Source organism: Peribacillus sp. NPDC097295, from assembly GCF_044761665.1.
Lineage (GTDB): Bacteria > Bacillota > Bacilli > Bacillales > DSM-1321 > Peribacillus.
In genome coordinates, this window is record NZ_JBIWCW010000001.1 from 118,918 (window position 1) to 136,120 (window position 17,203).

Consider the following 17,203-nt stretch of genomic DNA (forward strand, 5'->3'; position numbering starts at 1 on the left):
AGCTTCAATTAACCAGAGTAAGCATTATGAACAAAAAGGAAGGATTCATTCCTTCCTTTTTGTTCATTTGTTTGAGAACGTTCGTTCACATTCTCTATTATTTTTTCTTTTTCATTTCCTTAATTGGTACATTTAATTCTTCAAGTCGATTTTTAGCCCACTTATCTTCTGTATATAAAAATTCCCCTGCTTCATTTTTCTCCAGTATATCAATGAGCTTTCCATTCCACTTCGTCAATTTTCCCGTATAATCAAACGTAACATCTAAATGCCCAAGAAACCTTCCATACCTGCCTGCTTGCACTATTAGTGTCGGCTCCTTCTTTCGATTATAGACGTCAGGTACTTTCAGCTTAGTATGAGAATGGCTACCTACAATAACATCTATCCCCTTTACCGTCCTTGCTAACTTTTTATCATAACCGTAACCAAGGTGTGAAAGTATGATGATTTTATTGACCCCTTTAGCATCAAGTGCTTTTATTGTTTCCTCAGCTTTCTCAAAAGCACCTTCAAACACGAGTTCCGGATTAGGATTGGATAAGAGGGTTGTCCTTTCCGTCGTTAGACCAATAATCCCAACTCTCTGACCTTTCACTTTTTTGACCACTGCCGGATAAATGTTGCCTTTCCTACCAGCTGTATCAATTTCTGTTTGAGCCAATTCGTTTAAATTTTCATCTTTAGAAAAATTGACATTAGCAGTCACAATAGGAAAAGCGGCAGCTTTTATAAAGTCCCTCAATGTTACCGATGACTTATCGAATTCATGATTACCCAATGTCATTGCATCATACCCGATTTTATTCATAAACTGTATATCCGCTTGGCCAAGATATTGATTAAAGAAGAGAGAGCCTGTAAAAACATCGCCCGAATCGAGTAAAAGGACATCTTCTTTTTCATCCCTTATTTTATTGATTGCTGTAAAACGGCGCGGGATACTCTTCAAATGAGCATGGGTATCATTCGTGTATAAAATCGTCAAATCGAGCTCTTCCCTTACAGATTTAGCTGAAGCATTCACTATACTACCAACTCTTGGATTCTTCATGAATCCCACCAATGAAGCCTTATCTTTTGTACTACTTAAAAGGGGGAAAGCAATCGCAAGCATCAAACCACAGATAATTAAAATAAAAGAGATTTTTTGAACAGAGCCGTTTTTCATATTTCTGACCCCTCCTATAAAAGTAGAATCTCCTTGAAGACGAAAAAAATACTGCTTAATATGTTAAATTCATGAAGCCAGAGCTATCAGATAGGAGCCTTATTTGCCAGGGGAAGACCACTTGAATTTTAACCACTCAAAGATCACCAACTCCTGTTAACCAGCGCAAAATAAATAGCAAAAAGACCCCATATCCTAAGGATATGGGGTCCTTCCAATTATTTATTAAACTTCGTCGCTTCCGAAGAAGTTACGGAATTGTTGAATGGCAGTATCACGGTTTAATGCTGCAATCGATGTAGTCAATGGAATCCCTTTAGGGCAAGACTGCACACAGTTTTGTGAGTTCCCGCAGTTAGCAAGGCCGCCATCTGACATGATTGTGTTTAAACGTTCCGCCTTATTCATTGCACCCGTTGGATGTGCATTGAATAAACGAACTTGTGATAAAGGTTGTGGTCCCATGAAGTTTGAATGGTCATTTACGTTCGGACAAGCTTCCAAACACACGCCACAAGTCATACATTTAGATAATTCATATGCCCATTGACGTTTCTTTTCGGGCATACGTGGTCCTGGTCCAAGATTGTACGTACCATCAATTGGAATCCAAGCTTTAACCTTTTTCAATGAGTCGAACATACGGCTACGGTCGACTTGAAGGTCACGTACAACCGGGAAAGTACGCATTGGAGCAAGGCGTACAGGCTGTTCTAACTGATCAATAAGGGCCGTACAAGATTGTCGTGGCTTACCATTGATGACCATTGAACAAGCACCACAAACTTCTTCAAGACAGTTCATGTCCCAAGCGATTGCAGTAGTTTGTTTACCTTGTACAGTTACCGGATTACGACGAATTTCCATTAAAGCGGAAATGACGTTCATATTTGGACGGTATGCTAATTCAAATTCCTCATCATAAGGAGCTGAATCCGGTGTATCTTGGCGAGTAATAATAAAACGAACTGTTTTAGTCTCAGATTTTGTTTCAACCATTTTTATGCTCCCCCTCTTTAATGTGTAGTCGTGTAATCACGTTTACGTGGTGCAATCAGTGATACATCAATATCTTCATAATGGAATGCAGGTGCTTGATCTGCACCTTGGAATGTAGCCATTGTTGTTTTCATGAACTTTTCATCATTACGTTCTGGGAAGTCAGGTTTGTAATGCGCTCCACGACTTTCATCACGGTTTAAAGCACCAATTGTTATTACACGTGCCAATTGCATCATGTTTTGAAGCTGTCTAGTAAAGGCAGCACCTTGATTGCTCCATTTAGCCGTGTCGTTGATGTTGATTTTTTTGTAACGTTCCATCAACTCAAGGATTTTATTGTCTGTTTCTTTAAGCTTGTCATTGTAACGAACTACAGTAACATTGTTAGTCATCCATTCACCAAGTTCTTTGTGAAGGACATATGCGTTTTCATTACCATTAAGAGACATGATTGAATTCCATTTCTCTTGTTCTTGTTTTTTGTATCCTTCAAACAATGAAGAAGGAAGAGAATCTGAAGTTTTATCAAGTCCTTGAATGTATTTAACGGCATTCGGACCGGCAACGGAACCACCATAGATGGCAGAAAGAAGTGAGTTCGCACCTAAACGGTTACCACCATGTTGAGAGTAATCACACTCACCAGCAGCGAATAGACCTTTGATGTTTGTCATTTGGTCATAATCCACCCAAAGTCCGCCCATAGAATAATGAACAGCAGGGAAGATTTTCATCGGTACTTTACGAGGATCTTCACCGACGAATTTTTCATAGATTTCAATGATTCCACCCAGTTTAACATCTAGTTCATGTGAATCTTTATGTGAAAGGTCAAGGTAAACCATGTTCTCTCCGTTAATACCTAGTTTCATATTTACACACACGTCAAAAATTTCACGTGTTGCAATATCACGAGGTACTAAATTACCATAAGCCGGGTATTTCTCTTCAAGGAAGTACCATGGTTTTCCGTCTTTATATGTCCAGATACGTCCACCTTCACCACGAGCGGATTCACTCATCAAGCGAAGTTTGTCATCACCAGGAATTGCTGTCGGGTGAATTTGAATGAACTCACCGTTCGCATATTGTGCACCTTGTTGATAGACGATGGATGCTGCTGAACCTGTATTGATCATAGAGTTAGTGGATTTACCGAAAATGATTCCAGGGCCACCGCTCGCCATGATGACTGCGTCGCCAGGGAATGATTGGATTTCCATTGAAGTCAGGTTTTGAGCTACAATACCACGTGCTGTTTGATCATCATCAATAACAGCTCCAAGGAACTCCCAACCTTCATATTTCGTTACAAGACCCTCTACTTCATAGCGACGAACTTGTTCGTCCAAAGCATAAAGCAATTGCTGACCAGTTGTTGCACCAGCAAAAGCTGTACGGTGAAATTGTGTTCCACCAAAGCGACGGAAATCAAGTAGACCTTCCGGCGTACGGCTAAACATAACACCCATACGGTCAAACATATGGATAATGGATGGTGCTGCATCGCACATTGCTTTAACTGGAGGTTGATTTGCTAAGAAATCCCCACCATATACTGTATCATCAAAGTGAAGCCATGGAGAATCGCCTTCACCTTTTGTATTAACTGCCCCGTTGATTCCGCCTTGCGCACAAACAGAGTGAGATCGTTTTACTGGAACTAATGAGAATAAATCAACATGTTGTCCTAACTCTGCTGCTTTGATCGTAGCCATTAAACCAGCTAGACCTCCACCGACGATAATAATTTTACCTTTACCCAATTGTGTCACTCCCTTATTCCATTAGAATAGCTTTGTTTTTTCTAGTACGTATAAATTAATTTCTTCTGCTACTTATACGAAAGCGAAAACTGCGCTAATTCCTATATAAGAAAGAAGAACGAAAATGATTAAAGTTACATAAGTCATAATCCTTTGCGACTTAGGTGAAACTGTTAGTCCCCAACTTACTGCAAATGACCATAACCCATTGGCAAAATGGAAAATTGCCGAAACAATACCAACAATATAAAAACCAATCATAAATGGATTAGAGAAAATCTCTGCCATCATATCAAAATCTACTGTTTCCCCAAAAACTGCTTGAACCCTAGTTTGCCAGATATGCCAAACAAGGAAAATCAATGTTATGATGCCTGATAAACGTTGTAGCATGAACATCCAGTTACGGAAGTAACCGAATTTCCCTAAATTGTTTTTTGCTGTAAAGGCGATATAAATTCCATAAACTGCATGGAAAATCAATGGTAGGTAGATTACTACCCATTCTACCAATATCTTCAATGGAGTAAATTCGATTAAATGAACTGCCCCGTTGAATGTCTCTTCTCCCATTGTTGCCATAAAGTTAACCGACAAATGGAAAATTAGGAATAGACCGATTGGTATTACCCCTAGAAGTGAATGAAGCCTACGATTCCCAAACTCACGATTCTTTGCCACTAAGTGCCCCCCCTTAATTTGTGAAAAATCATGCAAAGATCTATCTATTATCTCCGCGTGAAAATAAGTATAGAGTTTAATAGTCCCCCTCTATACTTTCTTACAATTATGTGACAAGTCCATTTTACTCCTGACTTCAATGGGCGTCAAGAAAACGGATACAAGATTTCTCTTTTTTAGAATAAATATTTTCAGAAGATTAGTATGAATTTAAATTGGTTTTTATACTAATTATGTGAAATAACTAACTAATCTATTAATATTTTAGTATAATTTAACATTTTTTTACATTTATTCGTTGAAATATTTAAAAAAACAGTATAATTCGCAAAAGGAAAACGTTTATAATAGATTTACAGAAAGAGGCGATAATACATGAAAAAAAATATTGCTGCAGCTATAGAAGAAGAAATTCAAACGGAGGAATTTCAGGTTCCGGCTTTCGGCTACGAACTGATCAGAGAATTTTTATTGAACGATATTCTCGGGAATGACTCTTATCAAATCCTATATTGGGCAGGTAAACAACTAGCAAGGAAATTCCCGTTGAATGGCGAACAGGAGCTAGCTGCGTTTTTCCATAATGCAGGCTGGGGCCATCTTGAAATCATAAAGCTTTCCAAAACCGAGATGGAACTATCCTTATCTGGAGATATGATCAGCCGTCGTTTAGATTTATATCCTGACGCTCACTTCCAATTAGAAGCTGGCTTCCTTGCCGAGCAATTTTCCCTACAAAAAAAGTTTCTCAGTGAAGCTACGGAAGAAATCAAACGTCGTTCCAAAAAAGTTGACTTCACTATCCGATGGGATCCAAAAGATTCTATTTAATCAAGCATTCCCCCCCTTCAAAACGATGCCTAAGTTAAGGCAACTTGCTCTGAAGGGGGCTTTTTTTCTGTGATATTCCAAGTGAAAATCTTCCATTCCAAAGAGCTGGACTCCTCCCATCATTGACACGAAACAGAATTTATCCTACACAAGAAAGAACTTGATGAGGTAGAAATACAATATAATATGAAGAAACTAATCTTTTTTCTCTGAAATAGATGCTCGTAGACTTCAAAAAAAGAAGTCAAATAACCTAAGTCCCCTTCATTTAGGACTTACATTATCGGACTTCCTTTTTCGTGAGCGATAATCACTTAGTACCGTTACTTTGGAATTGGTGGAATTCCCATTCTGAGCACAAAACGAAGTGTCCTGGCTTTACTTCACGCATTTTCACTTCTTCATCCGCCTTATAAGCATGTGTGGCGGGGTTATAGGCTTTCCTTTGCCTAGTCCGTTCCAATTCTGGATCCGGAAGCGGAATCGCAGATAACAAGGATTGAGTATACGGATGTAACGGATTGTTATAGAGCTCATCACTTGGTGCAAGCTCCACTAACTTACCAAAGTACATCACGCCGATCCTGTCACTGATGTATTTGACCATCGATAGGTCGTGGGCAATGAACAAGTATGTTAGATTTTTTTCTTTTTGAAGTTTTTTCAAAAGATTGACGACCTGTGCCTGAATGGACACGTCCAAAGCGGAAATCGGTTCATCTGCGATAATGAATTCCGGTTCCACAGCAAGGGCCCGTGCAATTCCGATACGTTGACGCTGTCCTCCCGAGAATTCATGTGGATACCGATTTGCATGCTCACGGTTTAATCCAACTGTTTCGAGCAAATGATATACCCGTTCTAAACGCTCTTTATTTGTTTTAGCTAGACCATGGTTATCGATACCCTCTGCGATGATGTCGACAACCTTCATTTTAGGATTTAGCGAAGCATAGGGATCTTGAAAGATCATTTGCATTTTTCTGTTCATATCTTTCAGTTTTTTCTTGGATTTCTTTCCATGGACACTTTCCCCTTTGAAAAGGACCTCTCCATCTGTTGCATCATACAAGCGGATGATCGTCCGACCGGTTGTCGATTTGCCGCATCCTGATTCTCCAACAAATCCTAGCGTTTCCCCTTGATAAATATCAAAAGAAATATCATCGATTGCTTTTACCATATTGGGTTTGCCATTATTGAAGTATTGTTTTAAATGTTTGACTTCCACTAATTTTTCACGTTCCATTATTTAGCTACCCCCTGAACGAATTGCTTCATGCGTTTTTGAACAGCTAGAGGTGGTGTCACCTCAGGCGCATCCGGATGTAAAAGCCAAGTTGCTGCATAATGCGTATCGGATATTTTGAAAACGGGTGGCTGTTGTTCCAGATCAATCTGCATTGCATACTCGTTCCTTGGAGCAAAGGCATCACCTTTTGGTGGGTTCAACAGATTGGGTGGTGTGCCAGGAATCGTATACAGCTCTTGTTCCCCTGTATCGTCAAGGCTTGGCATCGAGCTGATGAGTCCCCATGTGTATGGATGCTGCGGATTATAAAAAATCTCATCCGCCGTACCTATTTCAACGATTTTCCCTGCATACATCACAGCTACACGATCTGCTATGTTCGCAACCACACCCAGATCATGCGTGATGAAGATAATCGATGTTTCTATTTTCTTTTGTAAATCCTTCATCAATTCAAGAATTTGAGCTTGTATGGTCACATCCAAAGCAGTCGTAGGCTCATCCGCAATCAAGACTTTTGGGTTACATGCTAAAGCGATCGCGATGACGACACGTTGTCTCATTCCTCCAGAAAATTGATGCGGATATTGTTCGAAACGCTGCTCTGGATTTGGAATGCCCACAAGATTCAATAATTCGATCGCGCGTTCCTTTGCAGCCGCTTTACTGACATTTTGATGTTTTAAAATGGGCTCCATGATTTGCTTGCCCACTTTGATTGTTGGGTTCAACGATGTCATCGGATCTTGGAAAATCATCGAGATGTCTTTTCCGCGGACTTTTTGCATGTCTTTATTAGACAGTTTGGCCAAGTCTTTTCCTTCAAAAAGAATTTCACCACTTTTAATTTCTGAATTATTTGGTGGCAACAACCTCATGATCGATTTGGATGTCACCGACTTACCAGAGCCGGATTCACCTACAATCGCCAAGGTTTCTCCCTTTTTCAGTTCAAAGTTCACACCACGGATTGCCTGGACTTCACCAGAAAAGGTATGAAACGATACATGTAAATCTTTTACTTCCAATAGGTTTTGCATTTCATTTCCTCCCCTATTAATCTCGCATTTTTGGATCCAAAGCATCACGAAGTCCATCCGCAATCATATTAAAGCAAACCATGATAAGGCTGATGAAAAATGCTGGGAATAACATCAGATGTGGATATAGTCTAAGCGTTTTGAAACCATCGTTGATTAATGTCCCAAGTGATGCTAGTGGGGATTGAAGGCCCAGTCCAATGAAACTCAAGAAAGCTTCGAAGAAAATGGCACTTGGAATGGTAAACATCGTATTGATGATGATGACGCTCGCTAAGTTTGGTAACAAATGTTTTAAAATGATTTTGACATTTGAGCTTCCTAGTGTCCTGGAAGCCAAGACAAATTCTTGTTCTTTTAACTTCATGACCTGAGCGCGAACGACACGGGACATACTGGTCCAGCTTGTAATGGCTAAAGCGATGGTAATGGACAGGATACCTGGTTCGAAAACGAGGATCATTAAGATGACCACGACGAGGTTAGGTACGCCTGAGACGACTTCGACAATACGTTGCATGACATTATCGAGTTTTCCGCCAAAATAACCAGAAATGGCCCCATACGCCACACCGATGACCATATCGAGTAAAGCTGCTAAAAAGGCAATATATAAAGATATTTGGATTCCTTTGGCCACTCGGGTAAGGACATCCCGACCAAGTCCATCCGTTCCAAACCAATAATGCTCCTCAATCTTTTTCTGTTCATAAACGTCCACGACATTACCGTTAGCTAATGTCTTTGTACCATCAAAAGGAAGCCAACTTACATTTTCCAGCACCGGTATCTTAGATGGAAGATTCGTTCGCTGTAAATCTTGTTCATCCAATCCATGTCCACTAAACAGGGGTGCTACCCAAGCGAAAATAAAAACTAAAGCAATCAATACCATACTTACAAGGGCTGCTTTATTTTTACGAATGCGCATCCAGGAATCCTGCCAGAAACTGATACTCGGCTTATTGATTGCTTCACTTATGGCGGCGTCCATAATGGCCGGTGCAAATTGACTTTTAGACATTCTCATTTCTTCGTTTGCCATTATTTTTTCCCTCCCGCTAACCTAATACGTGGATCGATTATTCCGTAGAGAATGTCGACCAATAAAACGATAACGATAAATAAGAATGAAAAGAGTAATGTCGTACCCATGATTACCGAGTAATCATTCACCGTTATTGATTTAACAAATTGTTCCCCAATTCCAGGTATTCCAAATATTTGTTCAATGACAAGCGAACCAGTCATAAGTGATACGGTTAGTGGCCCGAGTACAGTTATGACCGGTATCAAGGCATTTCGTAAACCATGTTTAAAGGCCACTTCAAAATTACTCGCACCTTTTGCCTTGGCAAGGGTGATATAATCCGAACCGAGAACATCAATCATTTCAGTCCTCATGAAACGGGCAGATGTGGCTATCGGGAACATCGCCAATGCAATCGTTGGCATAATGCTGTACTCCCAGCCCTTCCAGAACATTACCGGTAACCAACCCAATTTCACTCCGATGTAATATTGCAGCAAGCCGGCGAATACGAAGCTTGGTATCGATTTACCCAAGACCGCAATGAATGTTGTCCCATAATCCGCCCATGTATTTTGTTTGAGGGCCCCTATCACACCTAAGAAAATCCCAAAAATCGTTCCAAAAAACATCGCTTGGAATCCTAATACCAAGGAAGGCTGAATCCTTTCTCCAAGCAATTGCGTGACTGGCGTATTGTTGAATTGGAAAGAAACCCCCAGATCACCCTGGATTAAGTTGAACATGTATTTTCCATACTGAACGGGCACAGGCTCGTTCAGCCCATACTTGTCCTCCATGATCTGGAATTGGGCTTCCGACAACTTACTTGCATTTGCGAAAGGAGAACCCGGAATCATCTTCATCAGGAAGAACGTCAAACTTGCTATGATAAATAAAGTAATTAACATATATATGATCCGTTGCGTTAGATATCTGGCCATCATACACCTCACAAAATATAAAATTCTCTCTTTTTCGACAATAGTTTTATAGTGAAAAGAGAGTATATACTAGTGATATACTCTCTTTTCTAGTTTTAAAAGATGCTTATTTATTCTACTACCGTTACACCTTTGTAGAAATAATGTGGCCCTAAATCGCTCTTAACGATTCCTTTGACTTTAGGATTCACAAGGATGTTTTCTACTCGTTGATACATTGGCGCGATTCCGAAATCTTCCGTCAAGAAGAGCTTTTCAGCATCTTGCATGGCCTTCGCATATGCGGCCGGATCGTCCGTTAATTCTGTTGTAGCTTTTTTGATCAGTTCATCGTATTTAGGGTTTGAATAATTCATTTCGTTATTCGTTCCACCCGTTAACCAAAGATCCGTAAACGAGATGGCATCTTTATAATCTGGTCCCCAACCTGATACAACCAAATCATAATCGAAGTTTTTCGTGCGGTCTAATCGAATCGAGAATGGAACGCTTTCGACTTTGATCGTTAAACCAGGAAGGTTTTCCTCTAATTGATTTTTCATATATTCAGCGATTTTTTTGGCAGAATCAGTTTCATCGCCCATATAACTAAAGGTTAGTTCCTTAACGCCCAATTCTTTTAAGCCTTTTTCCCAAGCCGCTTTTGCTTCTTTAGCATTAAACGTAATCAAATCTTCATATCCTGAGCGGAAGTCTTTTCCATCATAGCTTACGAAATCTTTTGGCACGAAGTAATTTGCAGCAACTGAACCATCACCAAGTACGCTTTTGGCAAGGTCTTCTTTATTGAACGCTTTTGCAAGTGCTTCACGGATGTTGACATTCGCAAGTGCTTTGTTTTTCTCGTTCATCTTCATCCAGAAGACTGTTGGTGCCAAAGTAGTTTGCAACTGCTCGTCCCCTTCATATTGTGGGACAAGATCAGACGTCAGTAAATCCGTGATGTCTGCTTCGCCAGCTTCAAATGCATTTACTTGTGCGTTGTTATCTTTTGAAACATTGACCGTGATTTTCTCTAATTTAACAGAATCGGCATCGCGGTAATTCGTGTTTTTTTCTAGTTCCCATTCTGTAGCAGTTGGACCATTCCAAGAAGTCATGACAAAGGGACCATTGTACAATAGTGTGTCTGCACTTGTAGCATACTTGTCACCTTGTTCTTTAACGAATTTTTCATTTTGCGGGAAGAATGTCGCAAAGGATAAGTACTCTTTCCAATAAGCAAGTGGTTTTTCAAACGTGATTGCTAATGTTTTGTCGTCAACCGCTTGCACACCAAGGCTGTCTAAATCATATGACTTTTTCTTAGCTGCCGCGTTTGTGATTTCTGAAGCACCTGCAATTTTTCCATTCATCATGTATGGACCATATTCAGAAGCCACTTTCGGGTCCATTGCCCGTTTAAAGGCAAAAACAAAATCGTTTGCTGTGACGGGATCACCATTCGACCATTTTGCATCTATTAATTTGAACGTATACGTCTTTCCATCCTTACTGACTTCCGGTTCTCCATCAACAAGAGCTGGTACTGTCTCTCCATCTTTATCAATGGTATACAAGCCTTCGTTCACATTGTTTAAATAGTTAAATCCTACTGTATCTGTTGTTTTCACCGAATCCATGACCGGGATTTCGGATTTACTCATAATACTAATTTCCTGCTTATCAGCCAATTTTGTTCCAGCTGACTTTTTCTCAGAATTATCTGAATTGACGCCACATGCTGCTAGAATGACGCTAAGAACTAGCATAAGACCAGCAAAGATTGCGAATTTTGAATTTTTCATTTACATTGACCCCTCTTTCCATATTTTGAAATCATATTTTAATTATACTGATTTTTTTGATTTTGTATATAACTTCGAATAATAAATTATTTTAAAAAAATTCATATCGAAAGAAAATGGCGAATATTCTATATTTTTATTACTTTAAGCCGTTAAAGTGAGAGTGATTTTAATATTTGTATTTTTCAGAATACTATTTAATTATTGAATATCTTTTTTTCAAACTATTTCAAAAAATCATTTTTGTTTATTTAATGTTTTTGATATACTTACGAAAAGAAGAACTAGAGGTAAACTTAATGAAAAAAATTCTTATAGGGACGATTTCTGGAATGGCATTATCCATTCTGCTAACCTTCATATTCCATCAAAGGTTAACTCTTTTCAATTTTATTAATATGACGTTTTACGTAAGTGGTGGGCTTATTCTTTTAACACTCGTCACTTTCGTCGTACAACGTGGATTTTTCGATGTCGTTTTTTATAGCTTCCGGAGATTATTCCAAATACAAAATCAGCATTTAGGAGAGGAAAAGGAAGACATCCCCAAACTTTCCGATGTTGTATCCCTTCCATCTTCCTTATCCCTGCTCATTGGCCTTAGCATGATGGCCATCATGCTGATTTCTCTTGCTTTCTATTATTTTCTTTAACCCCTAACTTTCGCCATACCTACCGGCACCTAAAAAAGGGCTACCTTTTTAGGTGCCCTTTTGCATTCTAAAGACAGATTACCTTGAAAATTGATCAGGCAAGCACTTTAGCATGCTGGCCTAGCTTGAATGCTTCGTGAAGGGCTTCGACAGCTTTTACCATTTCCTTTTCATTAACGACGGTGGAAACTTTGATTTCGGAAGTGCTGACCATTTTCACTTGAATGCCTGTATTGGCCATTACTTCAAACATCTCTGCTGCTACACCGGGATTAGTAACCATTCCTGAACCAACAATGGATACTTTGGCCAACTCGCCTTCCGTTTCCACACAATCGAATTTCAGATGACTTTTATTGTTTTCAAGAACAAGCAAAGCTGCTTTAGTATCTTCACTCTTAATGGAGAAAGAAAGATTGGTGGTCTCCTCTGCTGTCATGCTTTGGATAATGATGTCCACATTTATGTGGTTTTTCGCAAGTGTCGTGAAAATAGTTGATAACACGCTAAGTGAACGGGGCAATCCATTTACTGTAACTCTTGTAATACTATCCTCAAAAGCGATGCCGCGTACAATTAAATTTTCTTCCATATTTGCTTCCTCCTCAATGATGGTGCCGGATTCTTTTTCTAAGCTTGAACGGACTTCAAGCGGGATTTGATAGTTTTTCGCATATTCAACGGCCCTTGGATGCAGGACCCCTGCTCCTAGATGGGCAAGCTCTAGCATTTCATCATAAGAAATGGAAAGGAGCTTCCTAGCGTTTTGTATGTAGCGTGGATCTGTTGTGAAAACACCCGTTACATCGGTATATATATCGCATCGGTTTGCGTTAAGGGCTGCAGCTATCGCCACCGCAGTTGTGTCGGAACCGCCCCGACCCAATGTCGTGATTTCCCCTTGTCTATCCATTCCCTGAAATCCAGCGACGATGACAATTTTATTCGCTTGTAGCTGTGCTTGAATTCTAGATGCATCGATGTCTAAAATCCGTGCATTACCGTGTACGGATTCTGTCTGCATCCCAGCCTGCCATCCAGTGAAAGATATTGCTTCCCGTCCCTTTTCTATCAATGCCATCGTTAACAGGGAAATGGTAACCTGTTCTCCAGTCGTCAATAACATATCCATTTCCCTCTTACTTGGAGAGCTACAAATGTCATTCGCCATTGAAACCAATGTATCTGTCGTTTTGCCCATGGCCGAAACAACGACTACGACATCGTTCCCTTTTTCCGCTTCCTCGATTACTCGATTTGCAACATTCTTAATTTTCTCGACGCTCCCGACAGAAGTTCCACCAAATTTTTGCACGATCAGTCCCATTCATATGCACCCTCTCTATCTTTTTAGGCAATAAAAAAAGCAATGAGAAATATCTCATTGCTGTGGTTACGTATCCATCCAGTAATCACAGTGAGATAGCTCTCCAGGGTATCAACCCTGACAATCTGCCATCTATTAAATGGTCAGACCAGAAAAACAAGGTATGAGTCTTGTCTTCCTTCGGCGTTATTCCCTTTCAAAACCCGTCATCGAAGCTCATACTCCTCTAGGTTTTTACTATTGAATTACGCACCTCTATCAGCACTCTAAATTGTCATGTTAAAATTTCCTTATCATCATATCATAGGAAAAAGACGCAAGCAAGGTTATTCTTGTAATTTTCTAAAGATTCCCTCTGCTACATTTTTAGGCATACCTGCCTCCATGATTTGTTCAACTGAGGCCTCTTTCATTTTTTTCAATGACCCGAAATGCCTTAATAGTTGCTTTCTTCTTTTTTCACCCACTCCTTGAATATCATCTAGTTGTGAGTGAATGGCATTTTTCCCTCGTAGCTGGCGATGAAACGTAATGGCAAATCGATGCACTTCGTCTTGGATTCTTTGTAGCAGGTAAAATTCCTGACTTCGTGAATCAAGCGGAACCAGCTCAAGAGGATTGCCAATCATCAATTGTGAGGTCCGGTGTTTTTCATCCTTAATGAGGCCAGAAAGCGGGATATCAAGACCGAGCTCATTTACCAAAATGTCCCGGACAGCCTCCACATGACCCTTTCCACCATCAATAATGATTAAATCCGGAAGGGGCAACCCCTCTTTCAAGACGCGTGAATATCTTCTGCGGACAACTTCACGCATTGATTCGTAGTCATCAGGTCCTTTCACCGTTTTAATCTTGTACTTGCGATACTCCCGTTTTTCCGGTTTTCCGTCGATAAAGACGACCAATGCAGATACCGGATCGCTTCCTTGAATATTGGAGTTATCAAAAGCCTCGATTCGATGCGGAGTGAAGATGCCTAATTTATCACCTAGATTTTCCACTGCTTTAATGGTTCTTTCTTCATCCCGTTCAATTAATGAAAACTTCTCTTGAAGTGCTATAGAGGCGTTTTTATTAGCCAGTTGCAGCATTTCCTTTTTAGGTCCCCGTTTCGGATGCAATGTTTTTACGCCAAGCAAACCCTCTGCCAATTCTGCATCAACAGATTCCGGCAATAAAATTTCCTTCGGTTTAAAGTGATTGGCCTTTTCATAAAATTGTCCCAGAAACGTAAGAAGTTCCTGTTCCGGTTCATCATAGACCGGAAACAGGGAAACATCCCTTTCAATCAGTTTCCCTTGACGCACAAAAAATACTTGGACACACATCCATCCTTTATCATAAGAAAAACCAAATACATCCCGGTCGATGAAATCGGTCGTCATCATTTTCTGTTTTTCCATCGTAATCTCGATGTGAGCGATTTTGTCCCGATATTCCTTTGCCCGTTCAAAGTCGAGCATTTCAGAAGCTTCAAGCATTTTTTCCGTTAGTTCTCTTTTTATCTCGGTGTGTCCGCCATTTAAAAATCGGTTAATATCATCGACGATTTGCTTATATTCCTGCTCCTCTACTTCATATACACAAGGGGCCAAGCACTGGCCAAGGTGGTAATAGAGACAGACACGGTCTGGGAGTGTGTTACATTTTCTTAACGGATAAATGCGATCGAGAAGTTTTTTCGTTTCATTGGCTGCAAAAGCATTGGGATATGGACCAAAATATTTCCCTTTGTCTTTCTTGACCTTTCTCGTAATGATTAAACGTGGATGCTTTTCCGCTGTCAACTTGATGAATGGGTAGGTCTTATCATCCTTCAGCATGACATTATATTTTGGATCGTGTTTTTTGATTAAATTCAATTCTAAAATGAGCGCCTCGATATTGGACGAGGTGACGATATATTCGAAATCCTCTATTTCATTTACGAGCCTGAATGTTTTTCCATCATGTGAACCCGTAAAATATGAGCGGACGCGATTTTTCAATACTTTCGCCTTGCCTACATATATGATCGTTCCCTGACGATCCTTCATTAAGTAACAACCAGGCTGATCAGGGAGAAGGGCAAGTTTATTCTTAATCCGTTGATTCATGCACATTCAGCCTCCTGTTCTCCCATTTTACAACTAATTATATATCAAAATACAAAAAAAAGCTTCGAGTCCGCAGACTTGAAGCTTTTTTCTCTTTCATATTAAGCGTGTTTAGCAAGAAGTTCAGCTAGAGCTTCCTTCGGTTGGAATCCAACCACTTTATCCACAACTTCACCATCTTTAAGAACGATTAAAGTCGGGATGCTCATAACGCCGAATTTTCCAGCTGTTTCTTGGTTTTCGTCAACGTCTACTTTCACGATTTTCGCTTTGTCGCCCATTTCTTCATCCAATTCGTGAAGAACAGGAGCGATCATTTTGCAAGGTCCGCACCATGGAGCCCAAAAGTCTACAAGAACGACACCTTCGTTAGTATCTGCTGAGAATGTTTGATCAGTTGCATTTACGATAGCCATATATTATTTCCTCCTAAAATGTACTCAAATAACTATAGTCAGTATAACATTGGAACAGGAAATGATGCTATTATTTTGCTTCAATGGTAGCATGTCCATAAATAGAGAAAAAATACTGATATCTAACTAAGAACCGTTCAAAAAAGAAAGGCATTTGCCAGTTAATCTGGCAAACACCCCTCTTCTCAAATCCGTTACCGATAATTAAGCGTTTACTTTTAACTTTTTGAATTCTTCCGTTAGCATTGGAATGACTTCGAATAAGTCCCCTACGATTCCATAATCGGCTACGTTGAAAATGTTTGCTTCTGGGTCTTTATTGATTGCTACGATGATTTTAGAGTTGGACATACCAGCTAAATGCTGGATTGCTCCAGAGATTCCGCAGGCAATATAAAGGTCGGGTGTAACGACTTTACCCGTTTGCCCGATTTGCAAAGAGTAATCGCAATAATCTGCGTCACACGCACCACGAGACGCACCGACCGCTCCACCAAGAACTTGTGCAAGTTCTTTTAATGGTTCGAATCCATCTTCACTTTTCACGCCACGTCCTCCGGCAATGACTACTTTCGCTTCTGAAAGGTCGACCCCTTCACTTGCCTTTCTTACTACATCTTTAATGATTGTACGTAAGTCTTTTATATCCACGCTTAATGTAGACACATCCCCAGAACGGGACTCATCTTTTGAAAGAGGTTCGATGTTATTCGGACGTATAGTCGCAAATACAATTCCGTCTGTCACGATTTTCTTTTCAAAGGCTTTACCAGAGTATATCGGGCGAGTGAAAACGATGTTTCCGCCTTCTTCTTCAATGGAAGTTACATCGGATATCAAACCTGATTCCAGTTTACCAGCTAATTTTGGAGCCAAGTCTTTCCCTAGCGCCGTATGGCCAAAGAAGATCCCTTCCGGTTTTTCTTGCTCGATAATAGCTAGTAAACTTTGAGCATACCCATCTGATGTATATTGCTTTAATTGATCATGTTCAACCACTACAACGCGGTCTGCACCATACTGAATCAATTCACTTCCTAAAGATTGAACACTGTCACCTACTAAAACACCTACGATTTCTCCGCCATCTGCAGCAAGTTTAGCCGCTCCGATAGCTTCGAACGATACATTTCTTAGAGAACCATCGCGCACTTCGCCCAATACAAGAAACTTTCTAGCCATTTTTAAAAACCTCCTGTGCTCT

15 protein-coding genes and 1 riboswitch are annotated in these 17,203 nt (G+C 40.1%); of the genes, 2 read left to right on the forward strand and 13 right to left on the reverse strand.

Annotation, left to right across the window (positions count from 1 at the left end):
- Positions 1–97: 97 nt before the first annotated feature.
- The 4 genes from ACIQXN_RS00580 to ACIQXN_RS00595 form a co-directional block, all read right to left on the reverse strand.
- Positions 98–1,171 carry a metallophosphoesterase gene (locus ACIQXN_RS00580; RefSeq protein ID WP_402960673.1) on the reverse strand — a complete coding sequence of 358 codons (1,074 nt, stop codon included), beginning with the start codon at positions 1,169–1,171 and terminating at the stop codon, positions 98–100.
- A gap of 225 nt (positions 1,172–1,396) precedes the next feature.
- Positions 1,397–2,170 carry a succinate dehydrogenase iron-sulfur subunit gene (gene sdhB, locus ACIQXN_RS00585; RefSeq protein WP_402960675.1) on the reverse strand — a complete coding sequence of 258 codons (774 nt, stop codon included), beginning with the start codon at positions 2,168–2,170 and terminating at the stop codon, positions 1,397–1,399.
- 17 nt (positions 2,171–2,187) lie between these two features.
- On the reverse strand, positions 2,188–3,939 hold the full coding sequence (gene sdhA, locus ACIQXN_RS00590) for a succinate dehydrogenase flavoprotein subunit (RefSeq protein ID WP_402960677.1): 1,752 nt from the start codon (positions 3,937–3,939) through the stop codon (positions 2,188–2,190).
- A 72-nt stretch (positions 3,940–4,011) separates the two neighbouring features.
- The gene (locus tag ACIQXN_RS00595) at positions 4,012–4,620 is read right to left on the reverse strand and encodes a succinate dehydrogenase cytochrome b558 subunit (protein WP_402960679.1); all 609 of its coding nucleotides are present in this window, start codon (positions 4,618–4,620) and stop codon (positions 4,012–4,014) included.
- A 375-nt stretch (positions 4,621–4,995) separates the two neighbouring features.
- On the opposite strand from ACIQXN_RS00595, the gene ACIQXN_RS00600 reads away from it, so the two are divergent.
- A complete protein-coding gene (locus ACIQXN_RS00600) occupies positions 4,996–5,451 on the forward strand; it encodes a YslB family protein (protein ID WP_402960681.1) in 456 nt (151 codons plus the stop codon).
- 310 nt (positions 5,452–5,761) lie between these two features.
- Here the strand turns inward: ACIQXN_RS00600 and ACIQXN_RS00605 are convergent, their stop codons facing one another.
- The 5 genes from ACIQXN_RS00605 to ACIQXN_RS00625 form a co-directional block, all read right to left on the reverse strand.
- Positions 5,762–6,700, reverse strand: a complete 939-nt coding sequence (locus ACIQXN_RS00605) for an ABC transporter ATP-binding protein (RefSeq protein ID WP_402960683.1) — start codon at positions 6,698–6,700, stop codon at positions 5,762–5,764.
- Positions 6,700–7,743: an ABC transporter ATP-binding protein gene (locus tag ACIQXN_RS00610; RefSeq protein WP_402960686.1), complete on the reverse strand. Its 1,044-nt coding sequence runs from the start codon at positions 7,741–7,743 to the stop codon at positions 6,700–6,702. Before ACIQXN_RS00610 ends, ACIQXN_RS00605 begins: the two co-directional genes overlap by 1 nt.
- A gap of 16 nt (positions 7,744–7,759) precedes the next feature.
- Positions 7,760–8,788: an oligopeptide ABC transporter permease gene (opp3C, locus tag ACIQXN_RS00615; protein WP_402960689.1), complete on the reverse strand. Its 1,029-nt coding sequence runs from the start codon at positions 8,786–8,788 to the stop codon at positions 7,760–7,762.
- Positions 8,788–9,717 carry an oligopeptide ABC transporter permease gene (gene opp3b, locus ACIQXN_RS00620; protein ID WP_402960691.1) on the reverse strand — a complete coding sequence of 310 codons (930 nt, stop codon included), beginning with the start codon at positions 9,715–9,717 and terminating at the stop codon, positions 8,788–8,790. The genes opp3C and opp3b overlap by 1 nt, the downstream gene beginning before the upstream one ends.
- 110 nt (positions 9,718–9,827) lie before the next feature.
- Positions 9,828–11,504 (reverse strand): peptide ABC transporter substrate-binding protein, encoded by a 1,677-nt coding sequence (locus ACIQXN_RS00625; protein WP_402960693.1) that lies wholly within the window; start codon positions 11,502–11,504, stop codon positions 9,828–9,830.
- A gap of 299 nt (positions 11,505–11,803) precedes the next feature.
- Here ACIQXN_RS00625 and ACIQXN_RS00630 point away from each other — a divergent pair, with 299 nt between their 5' ends.
- The gene (locus ACIQXN_RS00630) at positions 11,804–12,157 is read left to right on the forward strand and encodes a DUF3899 domain-containing protein (protein WP_402960695.1); all 354 of its coding nucleotides are present in this window, start codon (positions 11,804–11,806) and stop codon (positions 12,155–12,157) included.
- A gap of 94 nt (positions 12,158–12,251) precedes the next feature.
- Here the strand turns inward: ACIQXN_RS00630 and ACIQXN_RS00635 are convergent, their stop codons facing one another.
- From ACIQXN_RS00635 to ACIQXN_RS00650, 4 genes are all read right to left on the reverse strand, one after another.
- Complete coding sequence (locus tag ACIQXN_RS00635; protein ID WP_402960697.1) at positions 12,252–13,484, reverse strand: aspartate kinase; 1,233 nt, start codon at positions 13,482–13,484, stop codon at positions 12,252–12,254.
- Between the two features lie 88 nt (positions 13,485–13,572).
- Positions 13,573–13,750, reverse strand: a riboswitch (Lysine riboswitch).
- A 60-nt stretch (positions 13,751–13,810) separates the two neighbouring features.
- A complete protein-coding gene (gene uvrC / locus ACIQXN_RS00640) occupies positions 13,811–15,583 on the reverse strand; it encodes an excinuclease ABC subunit UvrC (protein WP_402960699.1) in 1,773 nt (590 codons plus the stop codon).
- 101 nt (positions 15,584–15,684) lie between these two features.
- A complete protein-coding gene (trxA, locus tag ACIQXN_RS00645; RefSeq protein ID WP_402960701.1) occupies positions 15,685–15,999 on the reverse strand; it encodes a thioredoxin in 315 nt (104 codons plus the stop codon).
- A gap of 204 nt (positions 16,000–16,203) precedes the next feature.
- Complete coding sequence (locus ACIQXN_RS00650) at positions 16,204–17,181, reverse strand: electron transfer flavoprotein subunit alpha/FixB family protein (RefSeq protein ID WP_402960703.1); 978 nt, start codon at positions 17,179–17,181, stop codon at positions 16,204–16,206.
- Positions 17,182–17,203: the final 22 nt, after the last annotated feature.